Genomic DNA, 17,992 nt, shown 5'->3' on the forward strand with positions numbered 1-17,992 from the left:
ATTCACTCCTCCACGGCCTACTGACCGCCCTTGAGGGCGTTCTTCAGACCGACAAACTTGTCACCGAGAAAGTCCAGGCTGGCCTGATACTGCACGGCGTTCTCCGCGAAGGCCGCCTGCTCCAGCTGGGGGTCCACCGTGTTGCCATCCAAAGACGGCTGGGTGGGGACGCGGTAGAGGGCCTCACCGGGACCGCCCTGCCCCTCGGCATGGATGTGGGTGGCATGGGTGGTACGCAGATGCAGGGCCCCCGAGGTATCCGCCTCCTCCAGGGCCTGGCGGAAATCCAGGTCCCGCGCCTTGTAGTGGGGGGTGTCGGCGTTGGCGATATTGGAGGACAGCAGCTCCATGCGCCGGGAACGGACCTGCAGGGCCTGTTCATGGATGCCAAGGGCGTCTTGGAATGAAAGGGGCATGGTCTTCGACCTCAAGAATTCCTCTTGCCGATCGAATTGCAAGCCCTGTGCCATCCCTTGGAATGGCTTATCGCTCAGTGACTTGAAGACTGGAAGGTGCCGATGGGAAGGCCCCATGCGGCAAACTTTCACCGCCGGGAACCGGGCACCGGGGAGGGAAAAGACGGATTCTTGACGGATTGCCGCGGAAGGCTGCGGGCGCGGGTGCCGTGGTCAGCGGTCCTTGTCCTTGAGGCGGTAGACCACGCCGGGATTGCAACGCACCATCTCGAAGGCATCGGAATAGTTGGTCATGGATTCCGAGGCCCCGAGGAAGAGATAGCCGCCGGGATTGAGCACCTGGGCGATGCGCTGCAGGATCAGCTTCTTGGATTCCACGGAGAAGTAGATCAGCACGTTACGGCAGAAGACGATATCGAACCGCCCCAGGGCCGTGTACTGGTCCAGCAGGTTGAACTCCCGGAAGCTCACCCGGTTACGGATCTCCGGGCGCACCTCCCAGCGGTCCCCCTTTTGCACAAAAAAACGGCTGCGCCGCTCCAGGGAGAGACCGCGGGCCACGGAAAGGGCGTCATAGGCGGCTTCCTTGGCATCGGCGAGCACGGCCGCGGAGATATCGGTCCCCAGGATCTGCACATCCCGCAGGGTTCCGGGATGGGCCTGGAGGTACTCACTGGTGGCCATGCTCACGGAGTAGGGTTCCTGGCCGGAGGAACAGGCGGCGCACCAGATGCGTACCGGGGCATTGCCCTTGCGGCGGGCCAGCTCGGGATAGACGCGGCTCTTGAGGATCTCGAAGGGGAAGACATCCCGGAACCAGTAGGTCTCATTGGTGGTCATCGCCTCGATGACCCGCTCCCGCAGGGCGGCATTACCCCCACGACGGAGCATCCGCAGCAGTTCGCTCACGGAATCCACGGAGAATTCCTTCATCAGCCGGGAGAGCCGACTGGTGACCAGGTAGTGCTTGTTATCCCCCAGGACGAGGCCGCAGGACCTCTCCAGGAATTTCCGGAAATCCTCGTAGTCCTGGGGCTCGATGGGGTTGGGGGTCAAGGTGATCCTGCTTGTTCTGTTTGAAGGTTGCGGGCTCCGAGGGCAGCGCCCCGTCCGGCCTCAGGCGTCCGTTTCGCCCGAGCGCAGGCATTCCAGCACCGCCTCGGCCAGCTCATCCGGACTGAACTTGGGAAGGAACCGGTTGGCCCCGGCCCGTTTCACCAGACTCTCATTGAAGGTCCCGCTCAGGGAAGAATGCAACAGGATATACACCCCCGACAACTCCGGGATGCGCCGTATTTCCGAGGAAAGGGTGTAGCCATCCATCTCCGGCATCTCGATGTCCGAGATGACCATGCCGATCTGGTCATCGATGGGGCCCTGTTGGGCCATCTCCTGCAGGGCCTCCAGGGCCTGGCGTCCGTCGTTCACCACCACGGACTCCACCCCGATCTGCTCCAGGGCCCGCACCACCTGTTTGCGGGCCACCGCCGAGTCGTCCGCCACCAGGGCCCTGGGCACGCGCCCCCCCTCACCGGCCCGGGCCGCCAGGGACGCGTCCACATCCTTGGAGGGGCCGGTGACCATCTCCAGGACCTTCTCCACATCGATGATCTCCACCAGCCGATCATCCACCTGGGTGACGGCCGTCAGGAAACTGTCCTTGTGGGTCCCCCGCGGCGGCGGGCGGATCTGGTCCCAGTTCAGGTTGATGATGCGGTCCACCCCGGCCACCAGCAGCCCCTGCACCGAGCGATTGAACTCGGTGAGGATGACAAAGCCCTTGTCGGGCTCCGGGGCGTTCATGCCGATGGCACGGGCCAGATCCACCACCGAAACGGTCTGTCCGCGCAGGGTGGCCACACCCCGCACGATGGGATGGGCCCTGGGCATGCGACTCAGGGGAGGACAGGTGATGACCTCGCGCACCTTGAAGACATTGATGGCGAACATCTGTCGCGTTCCCAGGGAGAACAACAGCAGTTCCAGCCGGTTCTGCCCCACCATCTGGGTGCGGCGGTTGACGTCTTCCAGAAGATCACTCATCGGCCCCTCCCGCGGACACCCGGGATCCGCGGTTCCCGGGTGATGATCGCCCCGTGTGCAGGGGCTGACCGGTTGTATCGGCGGATCCCCCGGGTCCTTGACCCTGAATCCGGCATCAATATTGCAAAACCTTCGAAAACGGATCGGGCGCGCCGGTTTCCCGTCACCCCGGAGAACACCACCGCCCTGCGGATTCGCGAACCCTTGTTGCGAGGTCTATTATGAAACAACAGCGCGTCCCTTGCCGCCAGGGATTCTTTCTCGCCCTGATCCTCGTGCTGCTGTCGCCGACGGCCGGATCCGCCGCCGGGAACGCTCCGGGGATCCAGGATCATGCCGCCATTCAGGCGGCGGCACGGGCGTACCTGCAGGAAGTGGCGCAGGATCACCACGGCGCGGGGGTACAGGTCCGGGTCGTGCCCGGCCGTCTCGACCCGCGACTGCGCCTCAGGGCCTGCGGCGAACCCCTGCAGGCGAGCCTTCCCCCCGGGGCCCGCCTCATGGGCAACACCACGGTGGGCGTACGCTGTGGCGGGCCGGCCCCATGGCGCCTGTTCGTCCCCATGGAGGTCCGGGTCTCCGGGGAGGTGCTGGTGAGCCGTCGCCCACTGCCCCGGGACACGGTCCTTTCCCGGGACGACGTTCGCCTGGAACGCCGCGACCTGGACGGCCTGCACAGCGGCTATCTCGTGGACCCGCAGCGGGTCCAGGGCATGGTGCTGAGACGCTCCCTGCAGGCGGGTACGGTGCTCACACCGCAGCTGGTGGAGCCACGGCAACTGGTGCACCGGGGACAGAAGGTGACCCTCATGGCCCAAAACCCTGCGATCAGCGTGCGCGTCCGCGGAGAGGCCCTGGGGGATGGCGCCTATGGTGAACGGGTGCGGGTGCGCAATCTCTCCTCCGGCCGGGTGGTGGAGGGACGGGTACTGTCCAGCGGGGTCGTGGGTGTTACGATGTGACGTGCATCCCACGGCATTTCCTAAAGGAAGCGGCCCCCATGCCGATAAAGGCCATAGTGAACGCCTTGAATTGTTTTTGCGAGGAATGGAAATGTCCATCGAAATCAAAAACCTGAACCAGCCCCAGGCGCGGGGTGCGGGGGATGCCCGCAACACCCCCGAAGCGCCCCGGGGTGGCCGGGGGAATGCGGGGGGCAGCACCCCCGCGGGTCCCGGCGACAAGGTCACCCTGACGGAGACGGCCCGCCGTCTGAGCGATCTGGAACAGAGCGCCACCGCCCAGCCGGAGGTGAACAGCGAGCGCGTGGAGGCCCTGCGCCAGGCCATCGCCGAAGGGCGCTACGAAGTGGACGCCCGCGCAGTGGCGGAAAAGATCATGAACGCCGAGCGGATGATCTGATCCATGGGCGCCGAAACCCTCCCCCAGCGGCTGGAGCGGATCCTGGGCGACTCGCTGCGTCACGCGGGTGCCCTGGAATCCGCCCTGCAGCGTGAAAGCGCGGCCCTCTCGAGCCGCGACCTGGACGGGATGGACGCCGCCGTGACCGAGAAACAGGAACGGGTACGGCAGCTGGAGGCCCTGACCCAGGAGCAGACCCAATTGCTCGCCCGGGAGGGGTACAGCGCCGACGCCCAGGGCATGGAACGCTGCCTGCGGGACTGGGACGAGGAAGGGGTCCTGCAGCCCCTGTGGCAACGCCTGACGGAGATCATGCATCACTGCCGGCAACTGAACCAGGTGAACGGGGGCGTGGTGGAAACCGCCCGACGCCGCGTGGATCAGGCCATCCACATCCTGCGCAGCGGCGGCGATACCCGCACCGAACTCTACGACCCCCGGGGGCGCACCTTCTCCACCGCCTCCTCCCAGAGCATCACCAAGGCCTGATCCCCCTCCCCTTCCCGTTCCATGTGCTAACCTTATTACAGGAGCACATGGAACGGGCCGGCATGTCCGGGTGAGTGCGCGTACGCTTCGAACCCCCGAAGCGCATTGGCCTACGGCCATCGATGGCCCATCCCACCCGGGCCACGGCCCGAGCAATCGAGAGGTCCGGTGCCATGCTACAGACCCCGACGGCCGATCCGGGCACCCCGCCCAGCAAACATGGGCACCCCCATGGGGAACCCGATACCATCCTCATCCGACTGCGCGAACTGGAGGCCCGGCAAACGTCCCTGCACGTGCGCCTGGACAGCGAGCCGGAATTCTTCTCCACCCGGCTGCTCCGCCTGGACCCCGGACACGGTTGGCTCTTCCTCGAGGAACTGACCCCCTACCAGGGGCATCTGCGGGTCGCCCCCGGGCGGATCATGCAGATCTACACCACGATCGATGGCCGCCCCCTGCACTTCCAAAGTCCGGTCCTGCACACCGGCGAGCATGACGATGCCGCCTTCTATGTGGTGGCGATCCCCGAGACGATGGACGAAGCACAAAAACGTCTCCATTTCCGCACCCATATGGCCGGGCGGTCCCCGGTGGAGCTGACCGTGCAGGACCGGGACGGCAGCGAATACCCCGGCTATCTGGATGACCTGTCCCTGGGAGGGCTGCGCGCCCTGCTCCCCGGCGAGCCCCCCGTGGGTCGTGGAGACCTGCTTCAGGTGAAAGACCTGGCCCTACCCGGAGAACCCCCCATCACCTGCGGCCTCCAGGTGCGCTTCGCCCGGCAGGATGCGCACAGGGGGGGGATGCTGCTGGGCGGGCGCTTCTTCGATCTGGAGGAAGCGGAGGCGCAGCGCCTCCTGAGGGTCCTCCTGCGTCTGGAGCGGGAACACCATCAGGCGGGCTGATCCGGGAAGCCCCTCCGGGCCCCAGCGGCGGACGCCATGCGCGTATCCACCGCCCCCAGGAAACGCTCCAGATCCAGGGGCTTGGTCAGGTAATCATCGAATCCGGCACGACGGCCCCGTTCCACGTCCCGCTCCGTGGCATTGGCGGTGAGGGCCACCACGGGGATGGCGGCCGTTGTGGGATTCCCGCGCAGTTGCTCCAGTACCTGATAGCCGTTCAGACCCGGCATATTGATATCCAGGACGATGAGATCCGGGCGGTGCACCCCGGCCAGTTCCAGCCCCAGGCCGGCCGAGGGGGCGCTGATCACCCGCACTGCGGGGCGGCGGCTCAGGGCCTGTTCCACCAGACGCAGATTCGAGGGATTGTCATCCACGTGCAGGAGGGTGAAGGGCCACGGTTCCGGCCTGGGCCGCTCAGAGGCCCCCCCATCCCCCGGCTGTGACGCCACAGTGGATAATGTGCCCTGGCGCAGCTCGAACCAGAAGCAACTCCCTCCACCCTCCACCGCCTCATGGCCCATGCCCCCCCGCATCAACCCCACCAGGCGTTGGGAGATGGCCAGACCGATGCCCGTCCCCTCCGAACCGGGATGGGTCTGTTCATGCAGCCGGGAAAAGGGTTTGAACAGTTCCTCCCGCAGGCCCTCGGGGATACCGGCACCGGTATCCCGCACCTGCACCCGCACGGCGTCGGCCCCGGTGAACTCCTGCCGGACCTGTACCCACCCGCCGGGCCGGTTGTACTTGATGGCGTTGGAGATCAGATTGATCAGCACCTGTTTGAGACGGATCCGATCCGCCACCAGCACGGCGTCCAGGGTGTGCACCTGCAGATCCACCCGCGCCTCCCGGGCCAGGGGGGCCAGCAGCGTGAAGCACTCGTCCACCACCTCGGCCAGCGGCACCGGCTCCATGGACAACTCCAGGTGTCCGGACTCCACCCGGGAGAGATCCAGCACCTCGTTGATCAGATCCAGCAGATGCCGACCGCCGCGGAGGATCTCATGGACATGGGCCCGCTGTTCGCCCCCCAGCGCCGGATCCGCCTCCAGCAACTGGGAGAACCCCAGGACGGCGTTCATGGGGGTGCGCAGCTCGTGACTCATGCGGGAAAGGAACTCCGATTTGGCGCGGCTGGCCCGCTCCGCTTCCTCCTTGGCGTGCATCCACTGGCATACCGCCTTGTGACGCCCCTCCTCAGCGCTCAGGGCCGCCGCCAGGATGCCCACCACCCGCCGGTCCTCCTCCGTGGGGGTGTACTCGCTGCGGAACACCACACACAGGGAACCCACCGGGGTGTCGCCACAACGCACCACATGGCCGAGGTAGGCCCTCAGGTCATAACGGCGCACATAGGGATCAGTTCGGGCATAGCAGGTCCGGGCCAGATCGGGGGCGACATAGAGATCCCCGTGGACACCACGGATCATGTCGTAGCAGACATGCCCCTCGGGCTCGTCCTCGGTGGGCATGTCCTCCGGGGTCCGCCAGCCCCCGAGGGCGCAGAGCCGATCCCCCTCCAGCCGGTGGTAGATGGCGGCGTCGCTCTCCAGGAGTTCGCCGCAGACCCGGGTGATACTCGCGATGTTGTCACGATAATCAGGCCCCAGACGGGCCAGACAATCGTTCAGACGCATCAGGCGCGCCTCGGTGCGCTTGCGTCTCCCCAGATCCCGCAGGATCCCCACGGCGTGCCAGCCCTCCTCGGAGGGGAAGGCGGACAGGGACAGCTCCATGATCATGAATGAACCGTCCCGATGCCGGGCCTGCACCTCCACCGTACGGCCCACGCTGGCGCCGGTGCCGCCCCGAAAGAAGCGCTCCAGGGAGGTTTGCATGCCATCGGAGACCCCATGGGGCGTGATGCAGGCGTGGAGTTCCCGGCCCAGGACCTCCTCGGCCCGGTACCCCAGCAGGGATTCAGCGGCAGGATTCCAGAAGGCGATGCGTCCGTGGGCATCCATCATGACGATGGCATCCCGGGCCGCCGAGGTGATGGCGGTGACCAGGGCCTGGGGGGACTGATCCAGCGAAGAGGCCATCAGGGACGCTTCTGGTGGGAAGGGCTGGAGGCGACGACCCGCCTGCCGTGCGGGGTCCGTGGAGAAGGCCGGCCTGCCCTCTTGGCGGCCCGCATCTCCCATTCCGTGGTGCCTGACGTGTCCCGGTTCGGGGCCGGGAGGATCATGGGTTGAAGAGGTCCCACCGCCGTGGATCAGGCGTGACCGAAGATTGGAGGGAGGGGATCCTGCCTGGCAGCCCGGACGGTTGCCAAAGCCGATCAAAATGATCAATAATGAATTTGGAATGAATCAAAAACGGCAGGAAGGCCTTCTGGACAACCAACGGGCGCGTCTCTGGAAAAGTCTTGCCCATGATGATGTTGCCTCAGTTGGCCCCCTGCCGTGGTCACTGCGTCAATGGCGCAGTGGAGAAGACCTTAGTAGAAGGGTCTCCACAGGAACACCAGGAAGTGCGCAGCGGCAGCCAGGACCATGAACACCGTGAAGGTGGTCTTGAACTGCTCGTGGAATTCCTTGGCCTGTTCTTCGCTCAGACCGGAGATGCTGTTTTCATTCATGTTCTATTCCTCCGTTACTCGGAAGCGGATTCTTCAGCGGCAGCCGCGGAAGCGTCGTAGGTCAGGGGGTTGTAGTTGTCGTTGCTGTACACGAAGGCGTGCACGGCCAGGGCGACAACCAGAACGGCCATCAGGATGGGCATCAGCCAGGTGCCGGGGTTCACCACCAGCCACAGCTTCCAGTCGTCACGGGGATTGCTCGGCTTGCTCGGTCTGTACTCGCTCATGGAAATTACCCTCTTTTTTTGAATCCGGGTCCGCAGACCCGATGGTGCTCATCCCTGCATGGCCACGTGGCCACCAGGGGTGGAACTGAACTGTTTCTTCACGGTTGCCCGGGCGATCTGCCTGCCCGTGCGATTGAACCTTGTACTCCCTGCGTCGGCCCAATGACCGTGCCTGTCGTCGGGTTGTAAGTCTACGTTGACAAGGCCAAATGTCAAGCAATGACAACGGCGTGAATCACCCCGATAAACTCATTATTTTCAATAAGATGGCTCCATACCCACCGGATACCACAGGTCAACCCCCCGGACATCCGGTTTTTTTCTGACCCAGATCATGATTTCCTCCCCCCGCCCTTCAGGCACCGGGGAAATCGGAGATGCCAAAGCGGGAGGATCCGCCGTGGCGGGGCCCACCCTCGCGCAGCAACGGCACCATCATCACCAGGGCCGCCACCAGCAGACCGATCTCCAGGTAATAGACCGCAAGGTACCCCGTGGCGGCCCCGGACAGCCCCTCCCCGAAGAGCCCCCAGCCGGCGAACAGCCCGACCAGATCGCGCAGGATGCCCCCCAGGGCCATGGCGGCCCCGGCGGCGGTGGCCTGCACCGCCCCCCAGGCCCCCACGGCCATACCGCTCTGATCCCCCTGGGCAAAGGCCATCATGGCCAGCAGGGTGGCCACCGCGAACAGGCCACCGCCGAATCCGATGAGACCGGTTCCCAGGCGGAAGATGAGGGTGGACTCCAGGGGGACCGCCGCCACCACGATGAAGAAGGCCCCCACCCCGATGAGCGCCCCCAGGGCCGCCACCCGGTAGGGATCGGCACCCCGGGTAAGCTGGTAGGCCGCCAGGGAGAAGGCCGCCAGCATCCCCGCCGCCCACAGGGCCGTGAGGGTGGTGGTGGCGGAGACGGACATCCCCAGGATCTCGCCCCCGTAGGGTTCCAGGAGGATGTCCTGCATGTTCAGCCCCAGGGTACCCAGGCCGATCACCACCAGCAGGCGACGGATCTGGCCATGGGAACTGAAGGAACGCCAGGCCTCCAGGAAGGGCACGGCCGGTTCATGGCGCGCCTTGGCCCGTTCGTGGTTCACCGCCTCCTGCTTCCACAGGGCCAGGAGATTGAGACCGATGGTGACCACCGCCGCCCCCTGGAGGACCTCGATGAGCCGTCCGGGGGTGTAGTCCCGCAGCAGCAGGCCGAAGACCGCCGAGGCCAGGAGCATGCCCACCAGCAGGATGACATACAGCAGGGCCACCACCCGGGGCCGCTGCTCCGGCGCGGCCAGGTCCGTGGCCAGGGCGAGACCGGCGGTCTGGGTGGTGTGCATGCCCGCCCCCACCAGCAGGAAGGCCAGGGCCGCCGCCAGGGGGCCGAGGAAGAAGGGTCCGCTGCCCTCGGAGAGGACCAGCAGGGCAAAGGGCATGATGGCCAGGCCCGCGAACTGCAACAGGGTCCCCATCCAGAGATAGGGCACCCGTCGCCAGCCAAAGGCCGATTTGTGGTTGTCCGAGCGGTGTCCCAGCAAGGCCCGCAAGGGGGCAAAGGTGATGGGCAGGGCCACCATGACCGCCACCAGCCAGGCGGAGACCCCCAGTTCCACCACCATCACCCGGTTCAGGGTGCCGGTGAGCAGCACCATGGACATGCCCACCGAGACCTGGAACAGGGCCAGCCGCAGCAGCCGCTGCAGGGGCAGTTCCTCGGTGGCGGCATCCGCGAAGGGCAGGATGCTGGGACCGAAGCGGTTGATCAGCCCCATGAATGCGCCAGCGCCCTTTTTACCCATGACCGTTCTCCTCCCACCTTAAGCTCGTCGTGCCCGTGAAATCGCCCGGGGCGACCGCCCCGCTGCCGTATCCCCTCCCCCGGGGTGACATCAGGCAAATCCCAGGAAATCGAAGATATCGCGGTCCTTCATGGGGGTGGCCCGCTGCGACTCCACCCCGTCCAGGAGGCTCTGCGCCAGGCGCAGGTATTCCTGCTGCGCGGCCTCCAGTTCCGGTTCCGGATCCATCTCGAAGACGGTGGACTTCTTCAGCCGGCTGCGGCGGATCACGTCCAGCAACGGGAAGTGGGCCAGCCGCTGCAGCCCCACCGCGTCGTTGAAGCGGTCGATCTCATCGGTCTCCACGCTGCGGTTGGCGATGACCCCGCCGATGCGCACGGGATAATGCTTGGCCTTGACCTCGATGGCCGCGGCGATGCGGTTGAGGGCAAAGATGGAGTCGAAGTCATTGGCGGTGACGATCAGGGCCTGGTGGGCATGCTGCAGGGGGGCGGCGAAGCCACCGCAGACCACGTCCCCCAGCACGTCGAACACCACCACGTCCGCATCCTCCAGCAGGTGGTGCTGCTTGAGCAGCTTCACCGTCTGCCCCACCACGTAGCCGCCGCAGCCGGTGCCGGCGGGCGGCCCCCCGGCCTCGACGCACTGGACCCCGTTGTAGCCCTCGAAGACGAAGTCCTCGGGCCGCAGTTCCTCCTCGTGGAAATTCACCGACTCCAGCACGTCGATCACCGTGGGAATCATGCGCTTGGTGAGGGTGAAGGTGGAGTCGTGCTTGGGATCGCAGCCGATCTGGATCACCCGCTTGCCCAGCTTGGAGAAGGCGGCCGAGAGGTTGGAGGACGTGGTGCTCTTGCCGATGCCGCCCTTGCCGTAGACGGCGAAGATCCGGGCCCTGCCCTCCGGGATGCGGGTATCCATGGACACCTGAACGCTGCCCTCACCGTCCGGGGGGGTCGTGCAGTCTGTGTTGCAACTGGAAGTCACACCGTCGTCTCCTCGGTCACTAGCATGGGAATAATCGGATTATCGGCCACGGGCAGGGATCGGCCCCGGCCCCCTGTAATGGGGCGTGGATCACGCTGCATCCATCCTGATGGATGACCGCGGGGCACAGGTGCACCCCGACGGGGGCAGGGCCCGCCACGGCAGACCCATGCGGCTGGGCATCAGCCACCGAGTCGGCGGTGATACCAGAGGTTGCGCCCCTCGTTGTAGATCAGCCAGATGATCCCGGCCCAGACCATCAGGTCCGCCAGGTAGTAGATCAGGGGCCGGCCGCCGTCGGGATCATAGCCCAGCCAGGTCTTCATCCCCATGCCCAGGGTCAGGCCGCCGAAGAACAGCAGCACCGACAGGACACGGTGGCGCTGGACGCGATCGTTGAACTCTATCTCCTCCAGTTCCGCGTCGGTCCACTGCCGCTCATCCTGCCCCTCCACGTCGTGATCCTGCGGGGGGTATTCACTCTCCTGCGGGTGGGCCGTGGCATGCGGCTGCTGCGAGGCGATGGGTACCCCGCAATTCGGGCAGGTGGGCGCCTTATCGGAGACCTGCCGTCCGCACTCGGGACATTCGATCAAAGCCATGTTTCTTCATCCCCTTCGAAAGCAGAACGCCCCGACCCCGGGCATGCCCGGCAGGGCGGCGGATCGGATCGTCAATCCGCTGCATGATACAAGGCGATCCTCACCTGGTGAATACTTGTCCGCCCGTAGCGGCCTGTGCACCCAGGATTCGGGGTGCGCGCCGGGCCGGATGGGAGACGGCGGGCAGGGATTCAGATCAGGCCCAGGGAGGCCATGGCGCGCCCCACCCGCAAAAAGCCGGCGATGTTGGCCCCGGCCACGTAGTCCCCCGGGAGACCGAAGGACTCGGCGGTCTCGAAGCTGTGGCGGTGGATCCGGGCCATGATCTCGCGCAGCCGGGACTCGGTGTAGGCAAAGCTCCAGGAATCCCGGCTGGCGTTCTGCTGCATCTCCAGGGCGCTGGTGGCCACACCCCCCGCATTCACCGCCTTGGCGGGACCGAACAGGACCCCGGCCTCACGCAACAGGCGCACCGCCCCGGGGGTGCAGGGCATGTTGGCCCCCTCGGCCACCAGCAGACAGCCATTGTTCACCAGGGCGCGGGCATCGTTTGCGGTGAGTTCGTTCTGGGTGGCACAGGGCAGCGCCACGTGGCAGGGCACCTCCCAGATGTTGCCGCCCTCCAGGTAGTTCACCCCCGCCTTGCCCTCGGCATAGGCACGGATACGGCCCCGCTCCACCTCCTTGATGCGCTTGACCCGCTCCAGATCGATGCCGTTCCAGTCCACCACCACACCGTCGGAATCGGAGCAGGCCACCACCCGGGCCCCCAGGTCCATGGCCTTCTCCATGGCATAGATGGCCACATTACCGGAACCGGAGACGATGCAGGTCTTGCCCTCCAGGTGATCCTGGTGGGCCTCAAGCATCTCCTGGGTGAAGAAGACGACGCCATACCCCGTGGCCTCGCGCCGTGCACGGCTGCCCCCCCAATCCAGCCCCTTGCCGGTGAAAACGCCGGATTCGTAGCGGTTGGTGATGCGCTTGTACTGTCCAAAGAGATAGCCGATCTCCCGCTGTCCCACACCGATGTCCCCGGCGGGCACGTCCGTGTGTTCCCCCAGATGGCGGTAGAGCTCGGTCATCAGGCTCTGGCAGAAGCGCATGATCTCGGCATCGGAACGGCCCTTGGGATCGAAATCGCTGCCCCCCTTGCCCCCGCCGATGGGCAGTCCGGTAAGGGCGTTCTTGAAGACCTGCTCGAATCCCAGGAACTTGACGATCCCCAGATACACCGAGGGATGGAAGCGCAGCCCGCCCTTATAGGGCCCCAGGGCACTGTTGAACTCCACACGGAAGGCGCGGTTGATGCGGGTACGGCCCTGGTCATCCTGCCACGGGACCCGGAAGATGATCTGGCGCTCGGGCTCGCACAAAAGCTCGATGATGCGCCGCCGGGCCAGTTCCGGATGGCGCTCGAGGACCGGACCCAGGGTCTCCAGGACCTCCCGCACCGCCTGATGGAATTCCTGTTCGCCGGGATTCCGGTGCAGGACCTCCTGATACAGGGTTTCCATTTTTTGCCGTTGTCTGCCCGGATCGGATGCCATTGCCCTTGCTGCTCCCCCTTGCCATGGATGGCGGGGCAGCCTACAGGAAGCGGGACCTCCTGTCCCGGGGGCATTCGGGGATCAGACCTTGAAGCGGCCCACCCGGTCCTGCAGATCCGCCGCCAGCCGGGCCAGCTCCTCGCTGGCGGAGGCGATCTGATCGGCCCCGGAAGCCGTGTGCTCCACACCGTCGTTGATGTTAACCACGTTGCGGTTCACCTCCTCGGCGACGGCGGACTGCTCCTCGGCGGCGCTGGCGATCTGGCTGTTCATGTCGTTGAGGGTGCCGACGGAGCGGGTGATCACCTCCAGGGACTGCCCGGCACGACCCGCCTGGTCCACCCCGTCCCGTGCGCTGGAGCGCCCCTGATCCATGGCCTTCACCGCCTTGGAGGCCCCGGACTGCAGGCGCTCGATCATTTCCTGCACCTCGTTGGTGGATTCCTGGGTGCGGCTGGCCAGGGTGCGCACCTCGTCCGCCACCACGGCAAAGCCACGCCCCTGCTCCCCGGCCCGGGCCGCCTCGATGGCGGCGTTCAGGGCCAGCAGGTTGGTCTGCTCGGCGATACCCCGGATCACGTCCAGCACCTTGCCGATCTCCTCGCTGTCGGCGGAGAGGCGGTGGATCACCTCGGCGGCGTTCTCCACCTCCCGGGCCAGGTTCTCGATGGTGTGGACGGTCTGCGCCACCTCCTGGCTGCCGGACTGGGCCTGTTCGTCGGTGGTGCGGGTGGTCTGGGCCGCCTCGGTGGCGTTGCGTGCCACCTCCTGCACGGTGCTGGTCATCTGGTTCATGGCGGTGGCCACCTGCTCCACCTCCGATTTCTGGTGCTGCACCTGCTGGCGGGTCTCGCCGCTGGTGGCCGAGAGCTCCTCCGCCGCCGCCGCCAGTTGCGAGGCGGCCCCCACCACCTGCTTCACCAGTTCGTGCACCCGGTCGGCGAAGCCGTTGAAGGCCCGGGACAGATCACCGATCTCGTCCCGGCTTTCCACCGGCAGGCGCTGGGTCAGGTCCCCGTCGCCTTCGGCGATGGCCCGCAGATGGGCGGTGGTGGCCCGCACCGGACGCACGATGGCGCGGGTGATGAGAAGACCCAGCCCCCCGGCCACAAGGATGCCCAGCACGGCCGCCAACCCCATGACGGAGTTCGCGGTGGCAGCGGCGGCGCGGGCCGAATCGTCCGCAGCGCGCCGCTCACGGGTCAGGTCCTGTTTGAGGTCCGCGAACAGGTCCTGCAGGGTGGCCAGCTCCACCAGGGTGCGGTCCCGGTAGATGCGCAGGGCCTCGTCCCGATTCCCCGCCTCCTGGGCCTCGAGGATGTCATGGGCGCTGTGATGCAGGCGCTGATGCGGGGCCTCGATGGCGTCGAAGGTGCGGCGGAAGGAATCGGGGGCCTCGGTGTAGGCGGGGCTGTCCCGGAAATCGTAATACCACTGACCGAAGTCGCAGCGGGTGGGGTCCAGCTGGCCGGAAAAACTGGCCCCCAGGATGAAGGTGTTGGCCAGGTTATTGACCCAGGCCAGGTGATCCACCTCCTTCTCCACCTGAAACAGGGCCTGCTCATAGGCCGCGGCGGAGGTGTCATGGGCCGTTCCGAGACGGTTCAGGCCCAGCCAGCCGATGAGGGCGACGATCACCAGGAGTGTCAGGATCAAGCCGAACGACAGGGCCAGCTTGCGCCCGATCGTGAGGGAGGAAACCTTCATTCTCTGCCCACCTTTGGTTCTTGTCGCGCCGAAGGACGCGTCTTTATATGCACGCCCGGGGCCCTGACCCCGATGGCGCGTTCCTCCCTGAGGGGTTATCCATCGCCCCGGGCACCGCGTGCCCCGCCCGCCGATGCTCGCGGTATCGGCCGACAAGGCCGTGACTTGAAGGTGACAACCATCAAGCCGGCCATCCTAGGCCCTTCACCCCCCCCCCTTTCAAAGACCCGCACACAGTCGCGGCCACTGGACTTGGCCCGGTAGAGGGCCTTGTCGGCCCGCTGCAGGGCCTCGTCCGGGGAGCGATCCCCGGGCCGCAGTTGCGTGATGCCGATGCTCACGGTGACCGGGATGCAGGCCCCCTCCACGGACACGGGCTGATCCGCCACCCGGGCGCGCAGTCGTTCGGCCATCTTCTGCGCATCCCCGATGCCGGCATCGGGCAGGAGTACGGCGAACTCCTCCCCCCCCACCCGTCCGGCCAGGTCGATGCGCCGCAACCCCTCGCGCATCACCCCCGCGAACTGGCGCAGCACGGTATCCCCCGCGGAGTGACCATAGCGGTCGTTCACCGCCTTGAAGTGATCCAGGTCCAGCATGAGCACGGCGGCCTCGTTGTCGGGATGGCGCGACAACCGGGCCAGTTCCTCGGAGACCCGGGCCAGGAAGTGGCGCCGGTTGGCCAGCCCCGTGAGGTAATCGGTGGTGGCCAGGGCCCGCAGTTCCTCCTCCAGGCGCTTGCGTTCGCTGATATCGGCCACCGTGCCCACCATGCGCAGGGGGCGCCCGTCGTCGTCGCGGCGCACCACCAGCCCCCGGGCCAGGATCCATCTCCAGACCCCGTCCCCGGCGCGCACCCGGTGCTCGAAGACATAATGGGGGCTTTGCCCCCGCAGATGCGCGTCCAGGGCGGCCTCCAGCGGGGCCTGGTCCTCGGGATGCACCCGTGCGATCCAGTCCTTCGCGCAACGCATGCCGCTGCCACAGGACAGCCCCAGGATCTCGTCGCAGCGGGGGGAATAGAGCACCCGGTCGGAGGGCAGATCCCAGTCCCAGACCCCGTCGCCGGCACCTTCGATGGCGAACCGCCAGCGCTCGGCGTTCTCCCGCAGGGTCTGGCTGTCCCGGGTGCGCTCGATGGCGATGGCCGCGAGGTTGGCCTTGTCCTGGATCTGGCGCATCTCGCCCTCGTCCGGGGCCCCGGCCACCGCCCGGAAGATGGCGGAAACCCCCAGCACCTCCCCGGTGGAGGCCAGGATGGGTACTGCCCAGCAGGCCACCATCCCCGCTTCCCGGGCCGCGTCCAGGGCCTGCGTCCAGGCGGGATCGCGGGTGATGTCGTGGCTGATCACCGTCTGACGCGTGGCCACCGCCCGGGCACAGCCCCCGGCCCCGGACTGGATCCGGATGCGCTGCAGGCAGGATCGGAAACCGGGGGGCAACCCCGGCGCCACTGCCAGACGCAGGAAGTTCCCGTCCTTCTCGGTGAGCAGGATGGCACAGCACTGGGTGATGGGGTCTTCCACCTCCTCAACCCCCTCCGCCAGGGCCTCCAGGATCAACTGCAGATCCGCCCCATGGGCCAGCAGGGAGAGCACGCGGTTGCGCGCCACCTCCCGCCGCTCGTGGCGTCTGCGCTCGGTGATGTCCGTGAGCACCCCTTCCAGGGCCAGAAGCTCCCCGTCGGGACCGTAGGTGGCATAGCTGTAGTCCTCGATCCACAGCCATTCCCCCCGGGCGGTCCGCAGGCGATATTCCCGGCGGAAGCGGCGGCGCCGATGGCGGATATGATTCCGGATTTCCCGCTCCACCCGCGCCCGGTCCCGCGGGTGCATCAGCTCCATAAACGGGCGCTCCCGGGACACCAGTTCGGCCGCGGAATATCCCCAGCGGGCCACGTTGGCGGAGATGTATTCCAGGGGCCAGCCCGGACGCGGGAGCCAGCGGCAGACCACCACGGGACTGGACTCCACCACCTTGCGCGTGGTCTCCAGGGCCTCCGCCGCCGTGATGCGATCCACCGCCAGGGAGAGATTACCCGCCATCTCCTGCAGCAGGGCCGTCACCTGCTCGCTGAAGACCCCGGGCTCATCGGCGAAGAGATTGAGGGTGCCGGTAACGGCCCCACGACGGCCCAGGGTGAAACGGGCCAGGGCGCGCTGTCCCGCCTGTGCAGCGGCCCGTGTCTCGGAAAGACCGCCGTGATTCACCTCCAGGTCATTGAGGACGAGGGGGTTCGCCCGCTGCCCGTCCCCCGGCAGCCATTCCCGGGCGCTGGCCTGCGGGTCCACATCCCCCACGTCGGCCCCGGCGCGGGCGAAGAGACGCAGGCTGCGCACATCCATGGCCTCCCAGAGTCCGATCCAGCAGGCGCTGAATCCCCCCACCTCCACGGCCATGTGGCAGACCCGGTGCAGCAACTCCCGCAATCCCACCTCGCGCACGATGGCCTGGTTCACCTGTCCCAGCAGTTGCCCCATCCGCCGCAGCCGCTGGGTTCGGCGCATGAACTGCCGCAGATGGGTCATATCCCTCAGGATCACGGCACAGCAGCGCAATGTGCCGTCGGCGGCGCACACCGCCCGACGCTCCAGATGGGCGTGGATCATGCGCCCCCCCACCCCCTGGAGAAGCTGCTCCCCCACATGGATGACCTCCTCCCCGGCACACATACGGTGGAAGAGATGACGATCGGCGGCGCGCTCCTGGGGAGGGACCAGGTCGCACCAGGCCATGGCCTCCAGATCCTCCCGGGAATAGCCCAGGATTTCCCCGAAGCGGTCGTTGAAGCCCAGCCAGGCACTCCCCTCGGGGGAGACCAGGGCCATGCCCACCGCATGCAGGTCATAGAAGTGGCGCAATGTGGTCTCACCGTCCACCGGGGAGCCGAGGGGCGGCATGCGCTCAGCGAGGATGAACAGGAACGATCCCGGATCGGCATCCTTGCGGGGGGCGTGCAGGACCAGGAGATCGGCCCGGAAGGCACGCCTGCCGGTATCCATAAGGTGCAGGCTCCGGGCCAGGGCCCCGCCCTTCCCGCGGGCTTCCTCCAGGAGATGATCCAGCAGCCCCGGGTCCTCACCCGCGAGGAAGTCCGCCACCCGCGCCGGCGTTCCGTCCCCGCCGATCTGCGTCCCCAGGATATCGGCCGCGGTCTCGTTGGCGGCGAGGATGCCCCCCACCCGATCCACCCGCAGACGGGCCAACGGCAGGGTCGCCATTTCAATATCCGAAAGCCCCCAGTCCATTCTCCCCGGGGGGTTCCATTCCCGTGCTGTCCACGCCCCTTCCCGCATCGCTTCCCACCGGTCTCCAGAGTCGGCCC

At 66.8% G+C, this 17,992-nt stretch carries 16 protein-coding genes; 4 read left to right on the forward strand and 12 right to left on the reverse strand.

Annotated features, from left to right (window positions below):
* Positions 1 to 17: 17 nt before the first annotated feature.
* From flgB to CKO33_RS05170, 3 genes are all read right to left on the reverse strand, one after another.
* Positions 18 to 416 carry a flagellar basal body rod protein FlgB gene (gene flgB / locus CKO33_RS05160; RefSeq protein WP_200179980.1) on the reverse strand — a complete coding sequence of 133 codons (399 nt, stop codon included), beginning with the start codon at positions 414 to 416 and terminating at the stop codon, positions 18 to 20.
* 213 nt (positions 417 to 629) lie between these two features.
* On the reverse strand, positions 630 to 1,472 hold the full coding sequence (locus CKO33_RS05165; RefSeq protein WP_200179983.1) for a CheR family methyltransferase: 843 nt from the start codon (positions 1,470 to 1,472) through the stop codon (positions 630 to 632).
* Between the two features lie 60 nt (positions 1,473 to 1,532).
* Complete coding sequence (locus CKO33_RS05170; RefSeq protein WP_200179985.1) at positions 1,533 to 2,459, reverse strand: chemotaxis protein; 927 nt, start codon at positions 2,457 to 2,459, stop codon at positions 1,533 to 1,535.
* 221 nt (positions 2,460 to 2,680) lie between these two features.
* Between CKO33_RS05170 and flgA the strand changes: the two genes are divergently transcribed.
* The 4 genes from flgA to CKO33_RS05190 all read left to right on the forward strand — a co-directional run bounded on the left by flgA (position 2,681) and on the right by CKO33_RS05190 (position 5,218).
* A complete protein-coding gene (gene flgA / locus CKO33_RS05175; RefSeq protein WP_200179987.1) occupies positions 2,681 to 3,421 on the forward strand; it encodes a flagellar basal body P-ring formation chaperone FlgA in 741 nt (246 codons plus the stop codon).
* 91 nt (positions 3,422 to 3,512) lie between these two features.
* Complete coding sequence (gene flgM, locus CKO33_RS05180; protein ID WP_200179988.1) at positions 3,513 to 3,821, forward strand: flagellar biosynthesis anti-sigma factor FlgM; 309 nt, start codon at positions 3,513 to 3,515, stop codon at positions 3,819 to 3,821.
* A gap of 3 nt (positions 3,822 to 3,824) precedes the next feature.
* Positions 3,825 to 4,310, forward strand: a complete 486-nt coding sequence (locus CKO33_RS05185) for a flagella synthesis protein FlgN (RefSeq protein ID WP_200179990.1) — start codon at positions 3,825 to 3,827, stop codon at positions 4,308 to 4,310.
* A 173-nt stretch (positions 4,311 to 4,483) separates the two neighbouring features.
* Positions 4,484 to 5,218: a flagellar brake protein gene (locus CKO33_RS05190; RefSeq protein ID WP_200179997.1), complete on the forward strand. Its 735-nt coding sequence runs from the start codon at positions 4,484 to 4,486 to the stop codon at positions 5,216 to 5,218.
* Here CKO33_RS05190 and CKO33_RS05195 read toward each other — a convergent pair.
* The 9 genes from CKO33_RS05195 to CKO33_RS05235 all read right to left on the reverse strand — a co-directional run bounded on the left by CKO33_RS05195 (position 5,206) and on the right by CKO33_RS05235 (position 17,888).
* A complete protein-coding gene (locus CKO33_RS05195; RefSeq protein ID WP_200179999.1) occupies positions 5,206 to 7,263 on the reverse strand; it encodes an ATP-binding protein in 2,058 nt (685 codons plus the stop codon). The two genes, CKO33_RS05190 and CKO33_RS05195, sit on opposite strands and share 13 nt — an antisense overlap.
* Before the next feature lie 398 nt (positions 7,264 to 7,661).
* Complete coding sequence (gene pufB, locus CKO33_RS05200; RefSeq protein ID WP_063464715.1) at positions 7,662 to 7,802, reverse strand: light-harvesting antenna LH1, beta subunit; 141 nt, start codon at positions 7,800 to 7,802, stop codon at positions 7,662 to 7,664.
* Positions 7,803 to 7,816: 14 nt separating this feature from the next.
* Positions 7,817 to 8,029 carry a light-harvesting antenna LH1, alpha subunit gene (gene pufA, locus CKO33_RS05205; protein ID WP_090484161.1) on the reverse strand — a complete coding sequence of 71 codons (213 nt, stop codon included), beginning with the start codon at positions 8,027 to 8,029 and terminating at the stop codon, positions 7,817 to 7,819.
* Positions 8,030 to 8,384: 355 nt separating this feature from the next.
* The gene (locus CKO33_RS05210; RefSeq protein ID WP_200180001.1) at positions 8,385 to 9,821 is read right to left on the reverse strand and encodes a BCD family MFS transporter; all 1,437 of its coding nucleotides are present in this window, start codon (positions 9,819 to 9,821) and stop codon (positions 8,385 to 8,387) included.
* A 90-nt stretch (positions 9,822 to 9,911) separates the two neighbouring features.
* On the reverse strand, positions 9,912 to 10,742 hold the full coding sequence (bchL, locus tag CKO33_RS05215) for a ferredoxin:protochlorophyllide reductase (ATP-dependent) iron-sulfur ATP-binding protein (RefSeq protein WP_207146452.1): 831 nt from the start codon (positions 10,740 to 10,742) through the stop codon (positions 9,912 to 9,914).
* Positions 10,743 to 10,990: 248 nt separating this feature from the next.
* Positions 10,991 to 11,410: a zinc ribbon domain-containing protein gene (locus CKO33_RS05220; protein ID WP_200180005.1), complete on the reverse strand. Its 420-nt coding sequence runs from the start codon at positions 11,408 to 11,410 to the stop codon at positions 10,991 to 10,993.
* Between the two features lie 191 nt (positions 11,411 to 11,601).
* The gene (gdhA, locus tag CKO33_RS05225; RefSeq protein ID WP_439099420.1) at positions 11,602 to 12,927 is read right to left on the reverse strand and encodes an NADP-specific glutamate dehydrogenase; all 1,326 of its coding nucleotides are present in this window, start codon (positions 12,925 to 12,927) and stop codon (positions 11,602 to 11,604) included.
* Between the two features lie 114 nt (positions 12,928 to 13,041).
* On the reverse strand, positions 13,042 to 14,667 hold the full coding sequence (locus tag CKO33_RS05230) for a methyl-accepting chemotaxis protein (RefSeq protein ID WP_200180009.1): 1,626 nt from the start codon (positions 14,665 to 14,667) through the stop codon (positions 13,042 to 13,044).
* Between the two features lie 95 nt (positions 14,668 to 14,762).
* Positions 14,763 to 17,888: a diguanylate cyclase gene (locus CKO33_RS05235; RefSeq protein ID WP_200180017.1), complete on the reverse strand. Its 3,126-nt coding sequence runs from the start codon at positions 17,886 to 17,888 to the stop codon at positions 14,763 to 14,765.
* Positions 17,889 to 17,992 lie beyond the last annotated feature (104 nt).

The sequence above is a fragment of the Ectothiorhodospira mobilis genome (assembly GCF_016584115.1).
Classification (GTDB): domain Bacteria; phylum Pseudomonadota; class Gammaproteobacteria; order Ectothiorhodospirales; family Ectothiorhodospiraceae; genus Ectothiorhodospira; species Ectothiorhodospira mobilis.

Excerpts from the sequence above, each read along its gene's own strand:
- flgB (WP_200179980.1), bottom strand. The coding sequence starts at position 416 with ATGCCCCTTTCATTCCAAGACGCCCTTGGCATCCATGAACAGGCCCTG.
- CKO33_RS05170 (WP_200179985.1), bottom strand. The coding sequence starts at position 2,459 with ATGAGTGATCTTCTGGAAGACGTCAACCGCCGCACCCAGATGGTGGGG.
- flgA (WP_200179987.1), top strand. The coding sequence starts at position 2,681 with ATGAAACAACAGCGCGTCCCTTGCCGCCAGGGATTCTTTCTCGCCCTG.
- flgM (WP_200179988.1), top strand. The coding sequence starts at position 3,513 with ATGTCCATCGAAATCAAAAACCTGAACCAGCCCCAGGCGCGGGGTGCG.
- CKO33_RS05185 (WP_200179990.1), top strand. The coding sequence starts at position 3,825 with ATGGGCGCCGAAACCCTCCCCCAGCGGCTGGAGCGGATCCTGGGCGAC.
- CKO33_RS05190 (WP_200179997.1), top strand. The coding sequence starts at position 4,484 with ATGCTACAGACCCCGACGGCCGATCCGGGCACCCCGCCCAGCAAACAT.
- CKO33_RS05195 (WP_200179999.1), bottom strand. The coding sequence starts at position 7,263 with ATGGCCTCTTCGCTGGATCAGTCCCCCCAGGCCCTGGTCACCGCCATC.
- pufB (WP_063464715.1), bottom strand. The coding sequence starts at position 7,802 with ATGAATGAAAACAGCATCTCCGGTCTGAGCGAAGAACAGGCCAAGGAA.
- pufA (WP_090484161.1), bottom strand. The coding sequence starts at position 8,029 with ATGAGCGAGTACAGACCGAGCAAGCCGAGCAATCCCCGTGACGACTGG.
- CKO33_RS05210 (WP_200180001.1), bottom strand. The coding sequence starts at position 9,821 with ATGGGTAAAAAGGGCGCTGGCGCATTCATGGGGCTGATCAACCGCTTC.
- bchL (WP_207146452.1), bottom strand. The coding sequence starts at position 10,742 with ATGGATACCCGCATCCCGGAGGGCAGGGCCCGGATCTTCGCCGTCTAC.
- CKO33_RS05220 (WP_200180005.1), bottom strand. The coding sequence starts at position 11,410 with ATGGCTTTGATCGAATGTCCCGAGTGCGGACGGCAGGTCTCCGATAAG.
- gdhA (WP_439099420.1), bottom strand. The coding sequence starts at position 12,927 with ATGGAAACCCTGTATCAGGAGGTCCTGCACCGGAATCCCGGCGAACAG.
- CKO33_RS05230 (WP_200180009.1), bottom strand. The coding sequence starts at position 14,667 with ATGAAGGTTTCCTCCCTCACGATCGGGCGCAAGCTGGCCCTGTCGTTC.
- CKO33_RS05235 (WP_200180017.1), bottom strand. The coding sequence starts at position 17,888 with ATGGCGACCCTGCCGTTGGCCCGTCTGCGGGTGGATCGGGTGGGGGGC.